The organism is Shewanella yunxiaonensis (assembly GCF_018223345.1).
Lineage (GTDB): Bacteria > Pseudomonadota > Gammaproteobacteria > Enterobacterales > Shewanellaceae > Shewanella > Shewanella yunxiaonensis.
Map to the genome: position 1 here is coordinate 821,534 of NZ_CP073587.1, position 17,355 is coordinate 838,888.

The following is a 17,355-nucleotide window of genomic DNA, read 5'->3' on the forward strand; positions in this document are numbered from 1 at the left end:
GATCTCAAACTCAGTCATCGGGTCGAAAAAAATTGTGATATTAATCACGTTATTGAGGCTAATCTAGCGCTGAAAAAAAGGACTGGCAAGTAATTTAGATATGAAAAATCCATACTAAACATAATGTTATCGAAATGTTTACGCTTGGTGAGCGGCTATTACATATAACCGCCGTGCGGTTATATGGCGGTTAATTCAGTTAAGCATTTACGATTTTTTGCGCCATAGTATTGGCTGTGCGTTCAAAGGTCAGCGATACCCGGGTAAACATCCCTTCGATCATCTCCAGCTGTTCCGGTGATAACTGATCCTCATGGATCGCTTCTAGCAGCGCGGTACTCGATGTTTTAAAAGCGGGATATTGCTGGCCTTTGCTGCTGGCGAGGAAAGCTTGCGCCAGCGCTTGCTGCCAATTATCCAACAGCGGCTCCAGCCGTTGGTCGCTGACACTTTGCAGTAGTCTTCTAAGTCTCACCGATATGTGGCCAAGATTTAAGCCAGTAAGTCCTAAATCGGTCATTTCCCTGGCATTATCCGCTGCTGCTTTGTCATAGTTGGCAAGCCGCAACAAGCGATCTCCCATACGGGCGTTAAACCAATCTTCCTGCTCTACATGTTCAGAAATCTCGAGTAAATCGTCTGCCGTTGCCTGAATTAAACGGCGTTGCATCAGCGGAATGCCGGGCCCGGTGATCAACTTAAACAGCCAGTACAAGATAGTCACACCGACCGCAATAGCGAAGGCGTTGCTTAAGGTATAACCGATGGAAAAGGCATAACTCATATCGTTTGCAGGGCGTACCAGGATCACAAACGGAATACATAAGCCCAAACCATAGGGTAATGTTGGGCGATTGGCTAATGCCATCAATCCAATAAAAAACGGTCCGGCCATCACCAGGATCAGAATCTCGAAATCGCCTGAGCTTTGAGCTAATAAATTCAGTGCGAAAAAGATGGCTAATGGCGTAGAGATCGCCACGCCCACTAACAGTCGGCGTAACACGACCATCAGTAACGTCAATGGCAGTCGCGCCATCATCATCGAAAATATGACCGGAAGGATCATCAGCATTAACGCAGAACTGGCGGCTGTACCGATCCAAATGCCCGCTCCGATCAGGAATAGTACTGCTGTACGAAATCCGGTTGTTAAGCCAACCAATGGATCTCGATGCGGACGTAAGGCCAGTGCATTTGACATCTGTGTCGTGCTGTTCTCTAGCGCATCATAGGCTTTCAGCACCATCACTAAATCTGAAATGAGCTCACTAGCGACTTTCAGTAATCGGTTTTGTAATGGCTGACCGCACGGTAGTTGGTTACGCAGGTGAATCAATTTACGGCGTTGTTGCTGTGCAAGCTGATACGCTTCGTCATAATCGCGGGAGGCTGACATTTGGGCAAAACTGTGCCGCAGTTCTTGCAGCATAGTGTGTAAAGCTGGGGATAGTTGCTCCGGATGATTACGTTGCAAACGCCCGAAAATTTGCACAACTGCCAACAGCGACAACACCTTATTGCACATCATATTGGCCGCACGGCCGCGTCCCGGGCCTTCTGGACCTTCGTATACCACAGCGCTTGAGTCATCATTAAAGGCGGCGAGTTGCTCAAGAATATTGTCAATAAACTGGTGACGTTGCTCATGCGAACCTTCAGGCGCCAACTCTTGTGCCAGATAATCCAGGGTTTGGTTAATGACTATTCTTGCTTGTTGTCGTAGTCCACTGGCGACGGTTTGTGGCCACAGCAGCAAGCTGACTAACATCGCGCAGATTGCCCCCAGGATAATCTCGCTGACGCGCGATTGAGCCACTTGGAAAATAGCATCAGATGTTGCGGTAGCCGGCGATACCATTACCAGTAGTACCACCAAACATGGTGTGATACCGGCCATGGCAAAGGCATAGATAAAGTTGATTGATCTGACCATCGCCGAGAAGCCGGCGTTAATCCCCAGCCACAGTGCCAGTGACAATATTGCCAGTTCAGGATAACCCGCAAAGGCTTGCAGAATCGCAATGCCGACCGCTCCACCAATTAGGGTGCCGATAATCTGCATCAGCCCTTTTTCAATCACCAGCCCAGCTTCGGGACGGATCTGCAAAAACACCGCTGAGATAAGCGCCCAGTAGGGCCGATCCAGATTCAGGTACATCGCCGCATACAACGCTAATGTCATCGAGATAATGCCTTTGATGGCGAAGATCAGCGTGCGTTTGTCGGGAGTGAGAAATACCGACTGTACCGGCGAGAGGGTCATGAGGTTATTTATCCTGCAGGAAAATCGATACGGTCATACCGGCACTGAGACTTACATTATCAGGAAGGGTATCCAATTTAATATCTACGGGAATGCGCTGTGCCAGTCGTACCCAGTTAAAGGTTTGCTGGATTTCCGGCAGTAGCTGGCCGTTGCTGCTGACATTGGTATCCGCAATCGCTTTGCCGATGCTGGTGACGGTGCCGGTTAAGGGATGACCACCACTCATCAAGCTGATTTTGGCTTTTTGACCCACATGTATTAGCGGCAGCTTAGTCTCTTCGAAGTATCCGGTAACATAGAAAGAGTTACTCTGTACCAGAGAGAGTACCGCAGTTCCCTGCTTTACGTAGTTTCCCTGTCTCAAGGTGAGATTGATGATTGTGCCATCTTCTGGGGCTTTAACGGCCGTACGCTGCAGATTGATCCGCGCAGTATTGAGTTCAGCCTGCACTAAATCGTAATCGGCTTTTGCCTGTTCAGTGTTGATCCGCGCGGTTTCCAGATCCTCTTCACTGATAAGTTCGCGTCCAGTGAGCTGCTTGCGGCGCTCATATTTATGTGTTGCCAGATCCCAGGCGTATTTTTTACTTTCAAGTTGTGCCTGCAGCTCTGCCAAGGCTGCCTGGTAGCGGGTATCGTCCACCGCAAACAACATATCGCCCTGATGGACGTTTTGATTATCCTGAACATCAAGCTGTTTTACCCAGCCTGAAACGTCTGGCGCAATCGTGACGATATTGGCGCGGACACGCCCATCACGGGTCCATGGTGAATACAGGTAATGATCCCACACCCAGCGACCGGCGATGATCGCCGCAACCACAACGGCCAACGTGATAGTGATGCGCAGTAATTTTCCCATAACAGCTTTCATCTCCCGAACAGATATACAACCAGGGCCAAATAACAGATATATAAAGCCACTTCAAACCAGGCGACTTTCCAGATTTTCTGATACAGCCCGGATACATGCAGTATCTGGCGGGTGACAAATGACATCACAAAAGCCAGCGGTGTAAAGACCACCAAAGGACTGAAAAGCAGTCCTCCGAGCGCTAATTCTTCAAGCATGACGATAGCTCAAACCAGTAAAAAGTTGGTAATGAAGGTAAGCATAAGAGATAACAGGAAATAGTCCCAATATGGGAGCTATCCTTCCGCGATATGCGGTGAGGCGAGGTTAACATAAATATAGCGTCAGCTCACGAATGTGATTCAGAAAGACAACCGCAAAAAATGGCAAATTTTACATACACTGCTCTCAAAAAAGCGTAGATTTCCTTTATATAATCGAAGGTTATTATTTTGCTCTTGCATGTTGTTGAGGTGAGAGCTTGAACTGTTGATCAATCTATTATCATTTAAGGGAGCTGTAACCGTGAATCGTCATGTTGCCATTATTGGCTGTGGTCATGTAGGAGCCGATGTGGCTTTTAGTCTGGTCACCCAGAATCTAGTGGACCATCTAAGTCTGTTCGATATCAAGGATGCTAAAGCCGCAAGTGAGCAGTTAGAACTACAGGATATGGCCGCGCATATTGGCTCCAGAGTCCACATTGATCATAACGATGAACAGCAACTGAGCTGTGCCGATATTGTGATCATGGCTGTTGGCCCAAGCAAAACTGAAACCTCAAATCGTCTGCGTGAGTTGGCTGAAACCTCTGCATCGGTAGCTACCTGGGCGCCAAAATTACAAGCTGCGGGGTTTGACGGGGTACTGATCAACATCACTAATCCTTGTGATGTGATTACCATGAGTCTGGCACGTCGGTTAGCACTGCCTGAAGGGCGAGTCTTCGGTACTGGCACCTCGCTGGATAGTGCCCGTATGAAGCGGGTAGTGGGTAAGCTGCTGGATGTCGACCCAGCTAGTGTGGATGGTTATGTACTGGGCGAACATGGTGAATCGCAATTTGTTGCCTGGAGTAGCGTACGTGTTGGCGGACTATCGTTCAGCCAATGGCCGCAGGCTGAGACCGCAGATTGTGCGCAAATGGAAGCCGACATTCGCCGCGGTGGCTGGGATGTATTGTCGGGTAAAGGCTGGACCAGCTTTGGTATTGCTACTGCAGCGGCAAAATTAGTGGATGCGGTGTTCAGCGATGCGCACCGAGTATATGCGGTTTCAGCCATCGATCAGCGTTTTGGGGTTCATATCGGTCAACCAGCACTCATTGGCCGCTGCGGTGTGATCCGGACTATTCCTATTCCGCTTCCCGCGGCGGAAGCTGAAAAATATGCCGCATCTGCAACAGTGATTGCGACTGCATTCCAGAAAATCTGCTGATTTAGCAGGGTCATTACTGCCATTCCGGACACGGAATGGCTACACTTCAGAACAGAGTTTTGGATTAAATTACTGCACCATTAATGGTTCGGATGTGGTACACTGCGCGGCTGAATTCAACGATAAACCGAGAGTAATCCGATTATGTCTGAAAAGTTCACTACAGTTGAACAACAAGCAAGCTACGGTGTGGGCCGCCAGTTAGGGGAACAATTGGCTGCTAACTCTTTTGACGGTCTGGATATTCCAGCCGTACAAGCGGGTTTGGCTGATGCATTTGCTGGCGTGGAAAGCGCTGTTAGCATGCAGGAACTGCAGAATGCCTTTACCGAAATCAGCACTCGCATCAAACGCGCTCATGAAGAGGCTGCCGAAGCCGCTTCAGCTGAAGGACAGGCTTTCCTTGCTGAAAACGCCAAACGTGAAGGCGTAGTAGTGACAGATTCAGGTCTGCAATATGAAGTGATCACTGAAGGTACTGGTGCCAAACCTACCTATGATTCTACCGTTCGTACTCACTACCACGGTACTTTCACTGACGGTAAGGTGTTTGACAGTTCAGTGACTCGTGGTCAGCCTGCAGAGTTTCCAGTGTCTGGTGTGATTGCTGGCTGGACTGAGGCATTACAGCTGATGCCTGTCGGTTCCAAATATAAATTGTATGTGCCTCATCATCTGGCATATGGGGAGCGTGGCGCGGGAGCTGCGATTCCGCCGTACTCGACCTTGGTGTTCGAAGTCGAGTTACTCGATATTTTGTAATTGTTAATCGCTTGGGTCCGCCCAGGCGATTTTTTTGTGTGCAGTTAGGAGGGAATATGAGTACAAGCGTCAGAGTTGCCATTGCCGGGAGTGGTGGACGCATGGGCCGTACCCTTATCGAGGCCGCCTCTCAGCAACCGATGATCACGCTGGGTGCCGCAATTGAGCGTGCTGGGTCCAGTCTGGTTGGTGTTGATGCTGGTGAATTAGCCGCTGTGGGAAAACTGGATGTGCTTGTCACGGACAATCTGGATAGCGTTGCCGACAGTTTTGACGTGCTGATAGACTTTACCAGTCCAGAAGGCACCTTGGCTAATATCGACTGGTGTGTGCGCCATGAAAAGCCGATAGTTATCGGCACAACTGGCTTTAATTCTGCGCAGAAAGCGCAGTTGGAAGCATTCGCTGAACAATTGCCGGTGGTGTTTGCACCTAATATGTCCGTTGGCGTGAACCTGATGTGGAAGTTGCTGGAAATCACTGCCAAGGTGATGGGTGATTACACCGACATCGAGATCATTGAAGGTCATCATCGGTTTAAGAAAGATGCGCCATCCGGTACCGCGTTGAAAATGGGCGAAGTGATAGCGGAGACCCTCGGTCGGGATCTGGAAAAAGTGGCCGTCTATGGTCGTGAAGGGATCACTGGCGAACGGGATCGGCAAACTATTGGCTTTGCCACTATTCGTGCAGGGGATTTAGTGGGTGAACACACTGCCATGTTTGCCGATATTGGTGAAAGGTTGGAGATCACTCATAAGGCGTCGAGTCGTATGACATTTGCCAATGGTGCCATGCGAGCCGCACTGTGGTTACCTGAACAAAGCGCTGGTTTGTATGATATGCAGCAAGTGTTAGGACTGAAACCGTTATAGTTTTGAAAAAACCGCCGTTGGCGGTTTTTTTTCGGTGATTACCGTTGAAACTATAGACGAAGGTCGATATGACCTATAAAATATTTGGAATTTGCCAAAATTTCGTAAAGCAACGGAAGTTACCGGTTTAAATTACTAAAAATATATAATTTTTAATGGCTTGGCTCATTACGGAGGTCGCGTTGACTAAGTCTGCCTTACTCGTACTCGAAGATGGAACCGTCTTTACTGGCACAGCGATTGGTGCCGATGGAATAGCAGTCGGAGAAGTGGTTTTTAACACTTCAATGACGGGATATCAAGAGATTCTTACCGATCCCTCCTATTCCCGTCAGATAGTAACCTTAACCTACCCGCACATCGGTAACACCGGTACTAATACCGAAGATACTGAATCTAGTGCGATTCATGCCTGTGGCTTGATCATTCGTGATTTACCACTCCTGGCAAGTAATTTCCGTTCACAGCAGTCACTCAGTGATTACCTAACCACTAACAATGTAGTAGGTATTGCGGATATCGATACCCGTAAACTGACTCGTATCCTGCGTGAAAAAGGCGCTCAGTCTGGCTGTATCATGGCGGGCGATGTTGATGCTGATAAGGCATTGGCAGCCGCTAAAGCTTTCCCTGGCTTGAAGGGAATGGATCTCGCTAAAGAAGTAACGACTGACCGTGCTTATCAGTGGCGTCAGGGAACCTGGTCACTGGAAGGTGGTTTACCGCAAGACAAAGCTGCGGATGAATTCAAATTTAAAGTTGTCGCCTATGACTTCGGCGTTAAGCGCAACATTCTGCGAATGCTGGTGGACCGCGGTTGTGATGTCACTGTGGTGCCAGCCAAAACGCCTGCGAGCGAAGTGTTGGCGATGAATCCTGACGGTATTTTCTTGTCCAACGGTCCTGGTGACCCAGAACCATGTGACTATGCCATCAGCGCAATTAAGAGCTTCCTGCAGACCGATATCCCAGTCTTTGGTATCTGTCTTGGCCACCAGTTATTGGCTCTGGCCAGTGGTGCCAAAACCATGAAGATGAAGTTTGGTCACCACGGTGCCAACCATCCAGTGAAAGATATCGAGAAAGGTACTGTGATGATCACCAGTCAGAACCACGGTTTTGCTGCTGACGAAGCCAGTCTGCCTGCGAATGTCAAAGTGACGCATAAATCACTGTTCGATGGTTCACTGCAAGGTATCCATCTGACGGACAAACCTGCATTCAGCTTCCAGGGGCATCCAGAAGCCAGCCCTGGTCCGCACGATTGCGCACCGCTGTTCGATCATTTTATCGAACTGATTGAGCAATACCGTCAAGCTAAGCAGTAATTCCGGGAGAAGATTCAAGCAATGCCAAAACGTACTGATATAAAAAGTATTCTTATCCTAGGTGCCGGTCCCATCGTTATCGGTCAGGCCTGTGAGTTTGACTATTCCGGTGCCCAGGCTTGTAAAGCCCTGCGTGAAGAAGGTTTCCGTGTCATTCTGGTGAACTCTAACCCAGCCACCATCATGACTGACCCGGAAATGGCTGATGCCACTTACATTGAACCGATTCATTGGGAAGTGGTGCGCAACATCATCGCTAAAGAACGCCCTGATGCCATTCTGCCTACCATGGGCGGCCAAACTGCACTGAACTGTGCTCTGGAACTGGAAGCCAAAGGCGTTCTGAAAGAATTCAATGTGGAAATGATTGGCGCGACAGCCGATGCCATTGATAAAGCAGAAGACCGCGCTCGCTTCGATCAATCCATGCGTAAAATCGGCCTGGAATGTCCACGTGCAGGTATCGCACATAGCATGGAAGACGCCTATAAGGTGCTGGATCAAGTGGGCTTCCCCTGCATTATCCGTCCATCATTCACCATGGGTGGTTCCGGTGGTGGTATCGCCTATAACGTTGAAGAATTTGAAGAGATCTGTACCCGTGGTCTGGATCTGTCTCCAACCAATGAACTGCTGATTGATGAAAGCCTTATCGGTTGGAAAGAGTACGAAATGGAAGTGGTGCGTGATCGCAACGATAACTGCATCATCGTCTGTTCTATTGAAAACTTTGATGCCATGGGCGTGCACACTGGTGACTCCATCACGGTGGCGCCGGCACAAACGCTGACCGATAAAGAATATCAGCTGATGCGTAATGCCTCGATGGCAGTGCTGCGTGAAATCGGCGTGGAAACTGGCGGTTCCAACGTGCAGTTTGGTATCAATCCCAAAGATGGTCGCATGGTCATCATTGAGATGAATCCGCGTGTGTCACGTTCATCCGCTCTGGCCTCTAAAGCGACTGGTTTCCCGATTGCCAAGGTTGCAGCAAAGCTAGCGGTAGGTTTCACTCTGGATGAGTTGATGAACGACATCACTGGTGGTCGCACACCAGCGTCGTTTGAACCATCTATCGATTACGTTGTGACTAAAGTACCGCGCTTCAACTTTGAAAAGTTCGCCGGTGCCAATGACCGACTGACTACCCAGATGAAATCTGTCGGTGAAGTAATGGCGATTGGCCGCACTTTCCAGGAGTCTGTGCAAAAAGCGCTGCGCGGTCTGGAAACGGGCAAAAACGGTTTTGATCCGATTGTGGACTGGCAAGATCCCGATGCCATGCAGCGTATGCGTCATGAGCTGAAAGAGCCTGGCGCAGAGCGTATCTGGTATGTGGCTGATGCTTTCCGTGCTGGCATGAGCATGGATGAAATCTACAAGCTGACCAACATTGATCCTTGGTTCCTGGTGCAGATTGAAGAGCTGATACAACTGGAAGCTAAAGTGGCTGCAACCGGTCTGGCCGGTATGGATGCCGATTTCCTCTACAAGCTGAAACGCAAAGGGTTCTCTGATGCCCGTCTGGCTGATGTGCTGGGGATCAGTGAATCAGAAATGCGCAAGCTGCGTTACCGTCTGGAAATCTTCCCGGTTTACAAACGTGTCGATACTTGTGCGGCAGAATTTGCCACTGACACGGCTTACATGTACTCCACTTATGAGGAAGAGTGCGAAGCCAATCCGTCCAATCGTGACAAGATCATGGTATTGGGTGGTGGTCCGAACCGTATCGGTCAGGGTATCGAATTTGACTATTGCTGTGTGCACGCCTCGCTGGCACTGAAAGCTGATGGCTATGAAACCATTATGGTCAACTGTAACCCGGAAACCGTTTCGACTGACTACGACACTTCTGATCGTCTGTATTTTGAGCCGGTAACCCTGGAAGACGTACTGGAAATCGCGCGTATCGAGAAGCCCAAAGGGGTAATTGTACAGTTTGGCGGCCAGACTCCGCTGAAGCTGGCTCGTGCTCTGGAAGCAGCTGGTGTACCGATTATCGGCACCAGCCCAGATGCGATTGACCGTGCCGAAGACCGTGAACGTTTCCAGCAGGCTATCCGTCGCCTGGAGATGAAACAGCCTGAAAACGATACCGTGACCACCGTGGAAGGCGCTGTACTTGCGGCCGAGAAAATCGGTTATCCGCTGGTGGTACGTCCATCTTACGTGCTGGGTGGCCGTGCGATGGAAATCGTCTATGAAGAACAGGATCTGCGCCGTTACTTCAAAGAAGCGGTTAAAGTGTCCAACGCTTCACCAGTGCTGCTGGATCACTTCCTAGATGACGCTATCGAAGTCGATATCGACGCTGTTTGTGATGGCAAGACTGTGGTTGTCGGTGCCATCATGGAGCATATCGAACAGGCCGGAGTGCATTCAGGTGACTCAGGTTGTTCATTGCCGCCTTACACACTCAGCCACGCGATTCAGGACGAGATGCGTGAACAGGTGCGGAAACTGGCCTTTGAATTAGGTGTGGTTGGTTTGATGAACGTGCAGTTCGCCGTGCAGAAAAACACCATCTTCATGATTGAAGTTAACCCGCGTGCTGCTCGTACCGTGCCGTTTGTATCCAAGGCTACCGGTGTGCCATTAGCGAAGATCGCGGCTCGCGTGATGGCTGGTCAATCACTGGAAGAGCAGGGCTTCACGAAAGAAGTGATCCCTCCCTACTACTCAGTGAAAGAAGTAGTTCTGCCATTTAATAAATTCCCTGGTGTTGACCCATTGCTTGGCCCAGAAATGCGCTCTACCGGTGAAGTGATGGGCGTGGGTGATACCTTTGCAGAGGCCTATGCCAAAGCCCAATTAGGTACCACTTCCAAGGATATCCCGAAATCCGGTCGCGCCTTGTTGTCAGTACGTAATAGCGATAAGAAGCGGGTTGCCGATTTGGCTGCCAAGCTGATTGACCTAGGGTATGAGATTGATGCGACCCACGGTACTGCGGTGGTGCTGGGCGAAGCGGGTATCAACCCTCGGTTGGTGAACAAGGTGCATGAAGGTCGTCCTCACATCCTCGATCGGATGAAGAACGGCGAGTACACCTACATTGTGAACACCACTGAAGGTCGTCAGGCCATTGAAGACTCCAAGCAACTGCGTCGTGGAGCGTTGCGTTACAAAGTGAATTACACCACCACCATGAACGCTGCCTTTGCAACTTGTATGGCAAACACTGCGGACGATCGCAATAAGGTATCTTCTGTGCAAGAACTGCATGCACGCGTCACTAAGTAAGTCGTTACGCTAACATGATGAATAAGGTCGCCTTTGGGCGGCCTTATTTTTTGTCAATGGTTTGAAAAATTGCTGATTTTTTGATGATGCAGTTTTCAGACGTAGGAGTAAAAGGATTTAACACGTGGTGGCGCCACTGAAATAATGGCGGGCAAAAATTAACATAAGACAATTCAGCAAGTAATAGGAACGGCTTGCAGCTAAAAAACCAAAGTTTATCCACGCTGCATCTCATAAAATTTGTCTACATCACTGGCAAGGCTGCCATAGCTTAGGTAAGCTTGTGCCATGGTGAAGTGATACCTACCCGGTAATCGCCGCGGTTATCAGACAAAAACATCTTTGGCGCCGACTGTATCTGACGTCTGTGCGCTGATTCACCCCCATTGAGACTGTGCAGGCCCATTTAAGGCCAGCATAGGTCGCTTTTGTTTTACAGGAGACGACAGAGACATGAATAAGGTTCCTATGACGCTGACTGGCGCGGAACAGTTACGTAAAGAGCTGGAAATGCTGAAATTTGAAAGACGTCCAGCGCTGAGTGAAGCCATTGCCACCGCCCGTGAACTGGGCGATTTGAAAGAAAATGCGGAATATCATGCTGCTCGTGAAGAGCAAGGGATTTGTGAAGCCCGTATCCGTGATATCGAAGGTAAGCTTTCCAATGCGCAGATCATTGATGTGACCAAAATGCCTAATAATGGCCGGGTTATTTTTGGCGCAACGGTAACAATTCTGAATCTGGATACTGATGCTGAAATGACTTATCGCATCGTTGGTGATGATGAAGCGAACATCAAAGAGAATCTGATTTCAGTAAACTCCCCGATTGCCAGAGGTTTGATTGGCAAAAATTTGGGTGATGAAGTCGGTATCCAAACCCCTGGTGGTCGTACTGATGTTGAAATTGTGTCCGTAGATTATATCTAAGCTTTATGTGACTGAAAAAGCCGCCTTAATGGCGGCTTTTTCATATGTCAGGTCTAGTAAATAACTTTTTTACAAGATTTTCCAGTTGGCGTGCAGACGATGAATTAAGACTGACTTAATTGAGTATTGTCAAAATAGCCCGAGACTAAGGTAAACAAAAAGACCACCCATTAAGGTGGCCTTTTTGTTGAAGGGTGTTATTTGGCTTTAGGCAAAGCGATTTTTTTCTCTTCAGACTGGCGATATAACACCAGTACATGCCCGATAACCTGCACTTTTTCAGACTGAGTTTCGCGAGTGATGGCATCAACGATGGCATGTTTCAGTTCGCGATCTTCTGCTGCTACCTTAACTTTGATCAGTTCATGGTAGGCAAGTGCGTTATCAATTTCAGCCAGTACCCCTTCAGTCAAGCCATTGGCACCAAGCAGTACCACTGGCTTCAGACTGTGGGCCAGCCCTTTCAGATACTGTTTCTGTTTGGTTGTCAGGTTCATTTTTACCAACTTTTGCTGAGTTACTGTTGAAAAGCCGATATTCTACCCTTATATCACTTTCGTGTAACTCTGATTTGTTGCGGATGTTTGATGGTAGGGAAAAAACGTAGCGCCAGCTCAACGCGCTGGATGCAAGAACACTTTGATGATCATTATGTGAAGTTGGCTCAGAAGCGCGGTTTGCGTTCGCGGGCAGCTTTTAAGCTTGAAGAGTTGCAACAGAAGGATCAGCTGATTAAGCCCGGCATGACCGTCGTCGATTTGGGGGCTGCTCCTGGTGGCTGGTCTCAGGTCGCGGTTAAGTTAGTGGGTGAACAGGGAAAATTAGTCGCTTGTGATATTTTACCGATGGACCCAATCGTGGGCGTCGATTTCCTTCAGGGCGATTTTCGTGAAGAATCGGTACTCGCGACCTTGTTAGAAATGGTGGGTGACGACAAGGTTGATGTTGTTTTGTCGGATATGGCACCGAATATGAGCGGTTCTGATGCGATGGATCAGCCAAGAGCCATGTATCTGGTGGAGTTGGCATTCGATATGTGTCATCAGGTATTGGCACCCGGTGGCAGTTTTGCTGTCAAAGTATTTCAGGGGGAGGGTTTTGACGAGTTTATGAAAGCCGTTAAGCAAGCTTTTACGACAGTCAGAACCCGTAAGCCAGAGTCTTCCAGAGCACGTTCTCGCGAAGTGTATCTGGTGGCTACCGGCTACAAGTTGTAGTAACCTGAAAGAGTAAGTCTCAAGACTGAGAGGTTTAATAATTGAGTGACATGGCTAAAAATCTGATCCTTTGGGTGGTCATTGCCGTTGTGCTGATGTCCGTATTCCAAGGATTCTCGCCGTCTTCTTCCTCGTCGCAGAAGATGGAATATTCCACGTTTCTGGATGATGTTCGTTCTGGGCAGGTTGCTTCTGTTGAATTTAAAAGCGATCAGCGCACCATCGAGGGCGTAACCAAAGGCGGTGAGAAATTTGTCACCGTTATGCCCATTTACGATCAGGATTTGATTAATGATCTGGACCGTAAAGGCGTGAATATGAAAGGCCAGGAAGCTGAGGAATCGGGTTTCCTGACACAAATCTTCATCTCTTGGTTCCCAATGTTGCTGCTAATCGGCGTGTGGATTTTCTTCATGCGTCAGATGCAGGGCGGTGGCGGCAAAGGCGCAATGTCCTTTGGTAAGAGCAAAGCCAAGTTAATGAGTGAAGATCAGATCAAAACCACCTTCGCCGATGTGGCCGGTTGTGATGAAGCTAAAGAAGAAGTGAAGGAAATGGTGGATTACCTGCGTGATCCAACCAAATTCCAGAAACTGGGTGGCCGTATTCCTACTGGGGTATTGATGGTCGGCCCGCCAGGAACAGGTAAAACTTTGCTGGCAAAGGCAATTGCCGGTGAAGCGAAAGTGCCTTTCTTTACGATTTCCGGTTCAGATTTTGTTGAAATGTTTGTCGGTGTCGGTGCTTCTCGTGTCCGCGACATGTTTGAACAAGCTAAAAAGTCCGCGCCTTGTATTATCTTCATTGACGAAATTGATGCGGTGGGTCGTCAACGTGGTGCCGGTTTGGGTGGCGGTCATGACGAGCGTGAACAAACCCTTAACCAGCTCTTGGTGGAAATGGACGGCTTTGAAGGTAACGAAGGCGTTATCGTGATTGCCGCAACTAACCGCCCGGATGTGCTGGATGCGGCACTATTGCGTCCCGGACGTTTTGACCGTCAGGTCGTGGTGGGTTTACCCGACGTGCGCGGACGTGAGCAGATCCTTAAGGTCCACATGCGCAAAATCCCGGTGGCAGATGATGTGCAGGCCAGCGTGATTGCCCGTGGTACCCCAGGTTTCTCTGGTGCCGATTTGGCTAACTTGGTGAATGAAGCCGCTTTGTTCGCTGCCCGTGGTAACCGCCGTGTAGTGACCATGGAAGAGTTTGAACGCGCCAAAGATAAGATCATGATGGGTGCTGAACGTCGTTCTATGGTGATGTCAGAGCAGGAGAAAGAATCCACCGCCTATCATGAAGCTGGCCACGCCATTGTCGGCTGCTTGGTACCGGAACATGACCCCGTGCATAAAGTCACTATCATTCCTCGTGGTCGTGCTTTGGGGGTAACATTCTTCCTGCCGGAAGCTGATTCAATCAGTGAAAACCGACGTAAGCTGGAAAGCCGAATCTCTGTGGCTTATGGCGGTCGTTTGGCGGAAGAGATTATTTATGGCCCTGAAAAAGTATCGACAGGTGCTTCTCAGGACATCAAACAGGCAACAGCGATTGCCCGCAACATGGTGACCCAATGGGGCTTCTCCGATAAGCTAGGTCCCCTGTTGTACGCAGAAGAAGAAGGTGAAGTTTTCCTCGGCCGCTCAATGGCTAAGGCAAAGCACATGTCTGACGAGACTGCGGCGATCATCGATGCTGAAGTGAAAGCGTTAATTGAGCGTAATTATCAGCGAGCACGTCAGTTGTTGAACGATAACCTCGATATTCTGCATGCGATGAAGGATGCGTTGATCAAGTACGAAACGATTGATGCCAACCAGATTGCAGATTTGATGGCTCGTCGTGAGGTGCGTGCACCTGCTGATTGGAACATGGACGATAAGGGCTCTTCAGATGGTAGCAATGGTCAAAAGCCACACGTGGAAGAACCTAAAGATGATGCTTCTCAGGCAGATTTGAGTAAACCTGGTGAAACGCATTAAGCAACAAGATTGCGTGCTTTAGAAAACCCCGGAAGGGGTTTTCTGTTTTCTGAATGTGAAATGCCAGCGTATTAAATGAATACGCACATAGGAGGCAGGGTGTTTGAATTGGTGTCGGGCACAAAACGCCTGAATTTAGATGAGCCCAAAGTGATGGGCATACTCAATGTTACTCCGGATTCTTTTTCTGATGGTGGGCAATTTCGCGCATTCGAAGCCGCGTGTCGTCATGCGGATGCAATGATAGCGTCGGGGACGCACTTCATTGATATTGGCGGCGAGTCTACTCGACCAGGCGCTGCGGAAGTGAGTGTTGCTGAGGAGCTCGCCCGAGTGGTTCCGTTGGTGGAGTATATCGTCGCTAACTCCGATGTTTGGGTTTCTGTGGACACCAGTAAACCTGAGGTGATGGAGGCATCTGTCGCTGCAGGCGCACATTTAATCAACGATATCCGCAGTCTTACCGAACCGGGGGCGATGGAAGTCGCTGCTAAGTTACAAGTGCCAGTATGCATTATGCATATGCAAGGGCAACCCCGTACGATGCAGTCTGCCCCGCATTATGAAAACCTGCTAAAAGACGTTGATGATTTCTTCATTGAACGTATCACTAGTTGTGAAGCTGCTGGCTTACCTAAAGAGCTACTATTATTGGACCCCGGATTTGGTTTTGGCAAAACGGTAGAACATAATTATCAGCTATTGGCTCACCTGCAGGATTTCGCCAAATTTGATTTACCACTGCTGATCGGTTTGTCGCGCAAGAGTATGATAGGCAATCTTTTGGGGCGTCCGGTTGCTGAACGGTTAGCGGGTAGCCTGAGTGGGGCACTACTGGCGGCGATTAATGGCGCCCATATTATTCGAGTACATGATGTACCGGAAACGCTGGATGTGTTGAAGGTACTCGCGGCAACGCGAAAGGCATACTAAATATCATAAATATTACAGATAGCTCTGTCCTTGGCAGAGTTATGGAGCCAACAAACGTGAGTTCTACAAGAAAATTTTTTGGCACCGATGGTGTCCGCGGCAAAGTTGGTTCCGGCAAAATGACGCCGGAATTGGCATTAAAACTGGGGTGGGCCGCAGGACGGGTTCTGTCTCGTACGGGTACTAAAAAAGTGTTGATTGGCAAAGACACTCGTATCTCTGGTTATATGTTTGAATCGGCGTTGGAGGCAGGGTTATCCGCCGCTGGATTGAACGTAATGCTGATGGGGCCGATGCCCACACCAGCAGTTGCTTATCTGACACGTACTTTTCGTGCAGAGGCAGGCGTGGTGATCAGCGCTTCACACAATCCCTATTATGATAATGGCATCAAATTCTTTTCTTCTAAGGGCACCAAGCTGGATGACGAGCTTGAACTGGAAATTGAAGCGGAGCTGGAAAAACCATTAGATTGTGTCGAATCGCTTCAGTTAGGAAAAGTTTCTCGTATTACTGATGCCGCTGGACGCTATATTGAGTACTGTAAAGGGAACTTTCCGGCTGATCAGACACTGGAAGGTCTTAAATTAGTCATCGATTGTGCCCACGGGGCAACCTACCATATTGCGCCAAATGTATTTCGCGAACTGGGTGCTGAAGTGGTCGTCATTGGTGACAAGCCAAACGGTACCAACATTAATGACCAGGTCGGTGCCACCTCGATGGCAAAAATCTGTGAAACCGTGCTGGCAGAAAATGCAGATTTAGGCATTGCCCTAGATGGTGATGGCGATCGTATCATGATGGTCAATCGTCATGGCGAAGTCATTGATGGCGATAAAATTCTTTATATCCTCGCCAAAGATGCGCTGAATCGCGGCGTGCTTAAGGGCGGAGTTGTCGGCACTCAGATGTCCAATCTCGGTCTGGAGTTAGCCTTAAAAGCGCTGAACATCCCATTCCTACGTTCTAAGGTCGGTGACCGTTATGTGATGGAGCTGCTGTTAGACAAAGGTTGGCGCATCGGCGGCGAAAATTCCGGTCATATCGTCAACCTTGATCATGGCACCACAGGTGATGGCATTGTCGCCGGTATTCAAGTGCTCGCAGCAATGCGCCGCAGCGATATGACACTTGAGGAGCTGATAGCGCCAATTACGCTGCTACCACAAGTGTTAGTCAATGTGCGTTATGAAGGCGCGGTAGATCCGTTGCAAGCAGACGAAGTTAAATTTGCGGTGGCAGAAGTTGAACGTTCACTGGGTGAACGTGGCCGTGTGCTATTGCGAAAGTCAGGTACCGAACCGCTGATCCGGGTGATGGTTGAAGGCGATGATGAAGCCTTAGTGCGTCATTATGCTGAACAAATAGCGGCGTCAGTCACTAGCGCAGTCAGTTAACTGATAAGAGAATAATATAATTAAATTAATGGGTTAGTTTTTTAAAAATAGGCATTTACTGCCTTTGAGCATAAAATTTAGTCGAACACACGGCAAATCGCAAAAATTACCCAGACTGGTATT

Annotated in this window: 14 protein-coding genes; 10 read left to right on the top strand and 4 right to left on the bottom strand. The window is 49.0% G+C overall.

Features of this window, described 5'->3' with window-relative positions; all coding sequences use genetic code 11:
• Positions 1 to 199: 199 nt before the first annotated feature.
• The 3 genes from KDN34_RS03910 to KDN34_RS03920 are packed head-to-tail and all read right to left on the bottom strand — an operon-like array spanning position 200 to position 3,340.
• Positions 200 to 2,266, bottom strand: a complete 2,067-nt coding sequence (locus KDN34_RS03910; RefSeq protein WP_212595621.1) for an FUSC family protein — start codon at positions 2,264 to 2,266, stop codon at positions 200 to 202.
• Positions 2,267 to 2,270: 4 nt separating this feature from the next.
• The gene (locus tag KDN34_RS03915) at positions 2,271 to 3,131 is read right to left on the bottom strand and encodes an efflux RND transporter periplasmic adaptor subunit (protein WP_212595622.1); all 861 of its coding nucleotides are present in this window, start codon (positions 3,129 to 3,131) and stop codon (positions 2,271 to 2,273) included.
• Positions 3,132 to 3,139: 8 nt separating this feature from the next.
• Positions 3,140 to 3,340, bottom strand: a complete 201-nt coding sequence (locus tag KDN34_RS03920; RefSeq protein WP_212595623.1) for a DUF1656 domain-containing protein — start codon at positions 3,338 to 3,340, stop codon at positions 3,140 to 3,142.
• Between the two features lie 307 nt (positions 3,341 to 3,647).
• Here KDN34_RS03920 and KDN34_RS03925 point away from each other — a divergent pair, with 307 nt between their 5' ends.
• The 6 genes from KDN34_RS03925 to greA all read left to right on the top strand — a co-directional run bounded on the left by KDN34_RS03925 (position 3,648) and on the right by greA (position 11,700).
• The gene (locus KDN34_RS03925; protein WP_212595624.1) at positions 3,648 to 4,559 is read left to right on the top strand and encodes a lactate/malate family dehydrogenase; all 912 of its coding nucleotides are present in this window, start codon (positions 3,648 to 3,650) and stop codon (positions 4,557 to 4,559) included.
• Between the two features lie 144 nt (positions 4,560 to 4,703).
• Complete coding sequence (locus tag KDN34_RS03930) at positions 4,704 to 5,321, top strand: FKBP-type peptidyl-prolyl cis-trans isomerase (protein ID WP_212595625.1); 618 nt, start codon at positions 4,704 to 4,706, stop codon at positions 5,319 to 5,321.
• Positions 5,322 to 5,377: 56 nt separating this feature from the next.
• A complete protein-coding gene (dapB, locus tag KDN34_RS03935; protein ID WP_212595626.1) occupies positions 5,378 to 6,196 on the top strand; it encodes a 4-hydroxy-tetrahydrodipicolinate reductase in 819 nt (272 codons plus the stop codon).
• 155 nt (positions 6,197 to 6,351) lie between these two features.
• Positions 6,352 to 7,524 carry a glutamine-hydrolyzing carbamoyl-phosphate synthase small subunit gene (gene carA, locus KDN34_RS03940; protein ID WP_212595627.1) on the top strand — a complete coding sequence of 391 codons (1,173 nt, stop codon included), beginning with the start codon at positions 6,352 to 6,354 and terminating at the stop codon, positions 7,522 to 7,524.
• 21 nt (positions 7,525 to 7,545) lie between these two features.
• On the top strand, positions 7,546 to 10,770 hold the full coding sequence (carB, locus tag KDN34_RS03945) for a carbamoyl-phosphate synthase large subunit (protein WP_212595628.1): 3,225 nt from the start codon (positions 7,546 to 7,548) through the stop codon (positions 10,768 to 10,770).
• 453 nt (positions 10,771 to 11,223) lie between these two features.
• The gene (gene greA / locus KDN34_RS03950; RefSeq protein ID WP_212595629.1) at positions 11,224 to 11,700 is read left to right on the top strand and encodes a transcription elongation factor GreA; all 477 of its coding nucleotides are present in this window, start codon (positions 11,224 to 11,226) and stop codon (positions 11,698 to 11,700) included.
• A 197-nt stretch (positions 11,701 to 11,897) separates the two neighbouring features.
• Here greA and yhbY read toward each other — a convergent pair whose 3' ends face one another.
• On the bottom strand, positions 11,898 to 12,197 hold the full coding sequence (yhbY, locus tag KDN34_RS03955) for a ribosome assembly RNA-binding protein YhbY (RefSeq protein WP_212595630.1): 300 nt from the start codon (positions 12,195 to 12,197) through the stop codon (positions 11,898 to 11,900).
• A gap of 90 nt (positions 12,198 to 12,287) precedes the next feature.
• Between yhbY and rlmE the strand changes: the two genes are divergently transcribed.
• The 4 genes from rlmE (at position 12,288) to glmM (ending at position 17,232) form a co-directional block, all read left to right on the top strand.
• The gene (rlmE, locus tag KDN34_RS03960; protein WP_212595631.1) at positions 12,288 to 12,917 is read left to right on the top strand and encodes a 23S rRNA (uridine(2552)-2'-O)-methyltransferase RlmE; all 630 of its coding nucleotides are present in this window, start codon (positions 12,288 to 12,290) and stop codon (positions 12,915 to 12,917) included.
• 41 nt (positions 12,918 to 12,958) lie between these two features.
• On the top strand, positions 12,959 to 14,899 hold the full coding sequence (gene ftsH / locus KDN34_RS03965) for an ATP-dependent zinc metalloprotease FtsH (RefSeq protein ID WP_212595632.1): 1,941 nt from the start codon (positions 12,959 to 12,961) through the stop codon (positions 14,897 to 14,899).
• A gap of 99 nt (positions 14,900 to 14,998) precedes the next feature.
• Positions 14,999 to 15,832, top strand: coding sequence for a dihydropteroate synthase (folP, locus tag KDN34_RS03970; protein ID WP_212595633.1), 834 nt, complete (start codon positions 14,999 to 15,001; stop codon positions 15,830 to 15,832).
• A 56-nt stretch (positions 15,833 to 15,888) separates the two neighbouring features.
• Positions 15,889 to 17,232: a phosphoglucosamine mutase gene (glmM, locus tag KDN34_RS03975; RefSeq protein ID WP_228730416.1), complete on the top strand. Its 1,344-nt coding sequence runs from the start codon at positions 15,889 to 15,891 to the stop codon at positions 17,230 to 17,232.
• Positions 17,233 to 17,355: the final 123 nt, after the last annotated feature.

Bases quoted from the DNA above. Each gene is read 5' to 3' on its own strand.
- KDN34_RS03910 (WP_212595621.1), bottom strand. From the start codon at position 2,266: ATGACCCTCTCGCCGGTACAGTCGGTATTTCTCACTCCCGACAAACGC.
- KDN34_RS03915 (WP_212595622.1), bottom strand. From the start codon at position 3,131: ATGGGAAAATTACTGCGCATCACTATCACGTTGGCCGTTGTGGTTGCG.
- KDN34_RS03920 (WP_212595623.1), bottom strand. From the start codon at position 3,340: ATGCTTGAAGAATTAGCGCTCGGAGGACTGCTTTTCAGTCCTTTGGTG.
- KDN34_RS03930 (WP_212595625.1), top strand. From the start codon at position 4,704: ATGTCTGAAAAGTTCACTACAGTTGAACAACAAGCAAGCTACGGTGTG.
- dapB (WP_212595626.1), top strand. From the start codon at position 5,378: ATGAGTACAAGCGTCAGAGTTGCCATTGCCGGGAGTGGTGGACGCATG.
- carA (WP_212595627.1), top strand. From the start codon at position 6,352: ATGGCTTGGCTCATTACGGAGGTCGCGTTGACTAAGTCTGCCTTACTC.
- carB (WP_212595628.1), top strand. From the start codon at position 7,546: ATGCCAAAACGTACTGATATAAAAAGTATTCTTATCCTAGGTGCCGGT.
- greA (WP_212595629.1), top strand. From the start codon at position 11,224: ATGAATAAGGTTCCTATGACGCTGACTGGCGCGGAACAGTTACGTAAA.
- yhbY (WP_212595630.1), bottom strand. From the start codon at position 12,197: ATGAACCTGACAACCAAACAGAAACAGTATCTGAAAGGGCTGGCCCAC.
- rlmE (WP_212595631.1), top strand. From the start codon at position 12,288: ATGGTAGGGAAAAAACGTAGCGCCAGCTCAACGCGCTGGATGCAAGAA.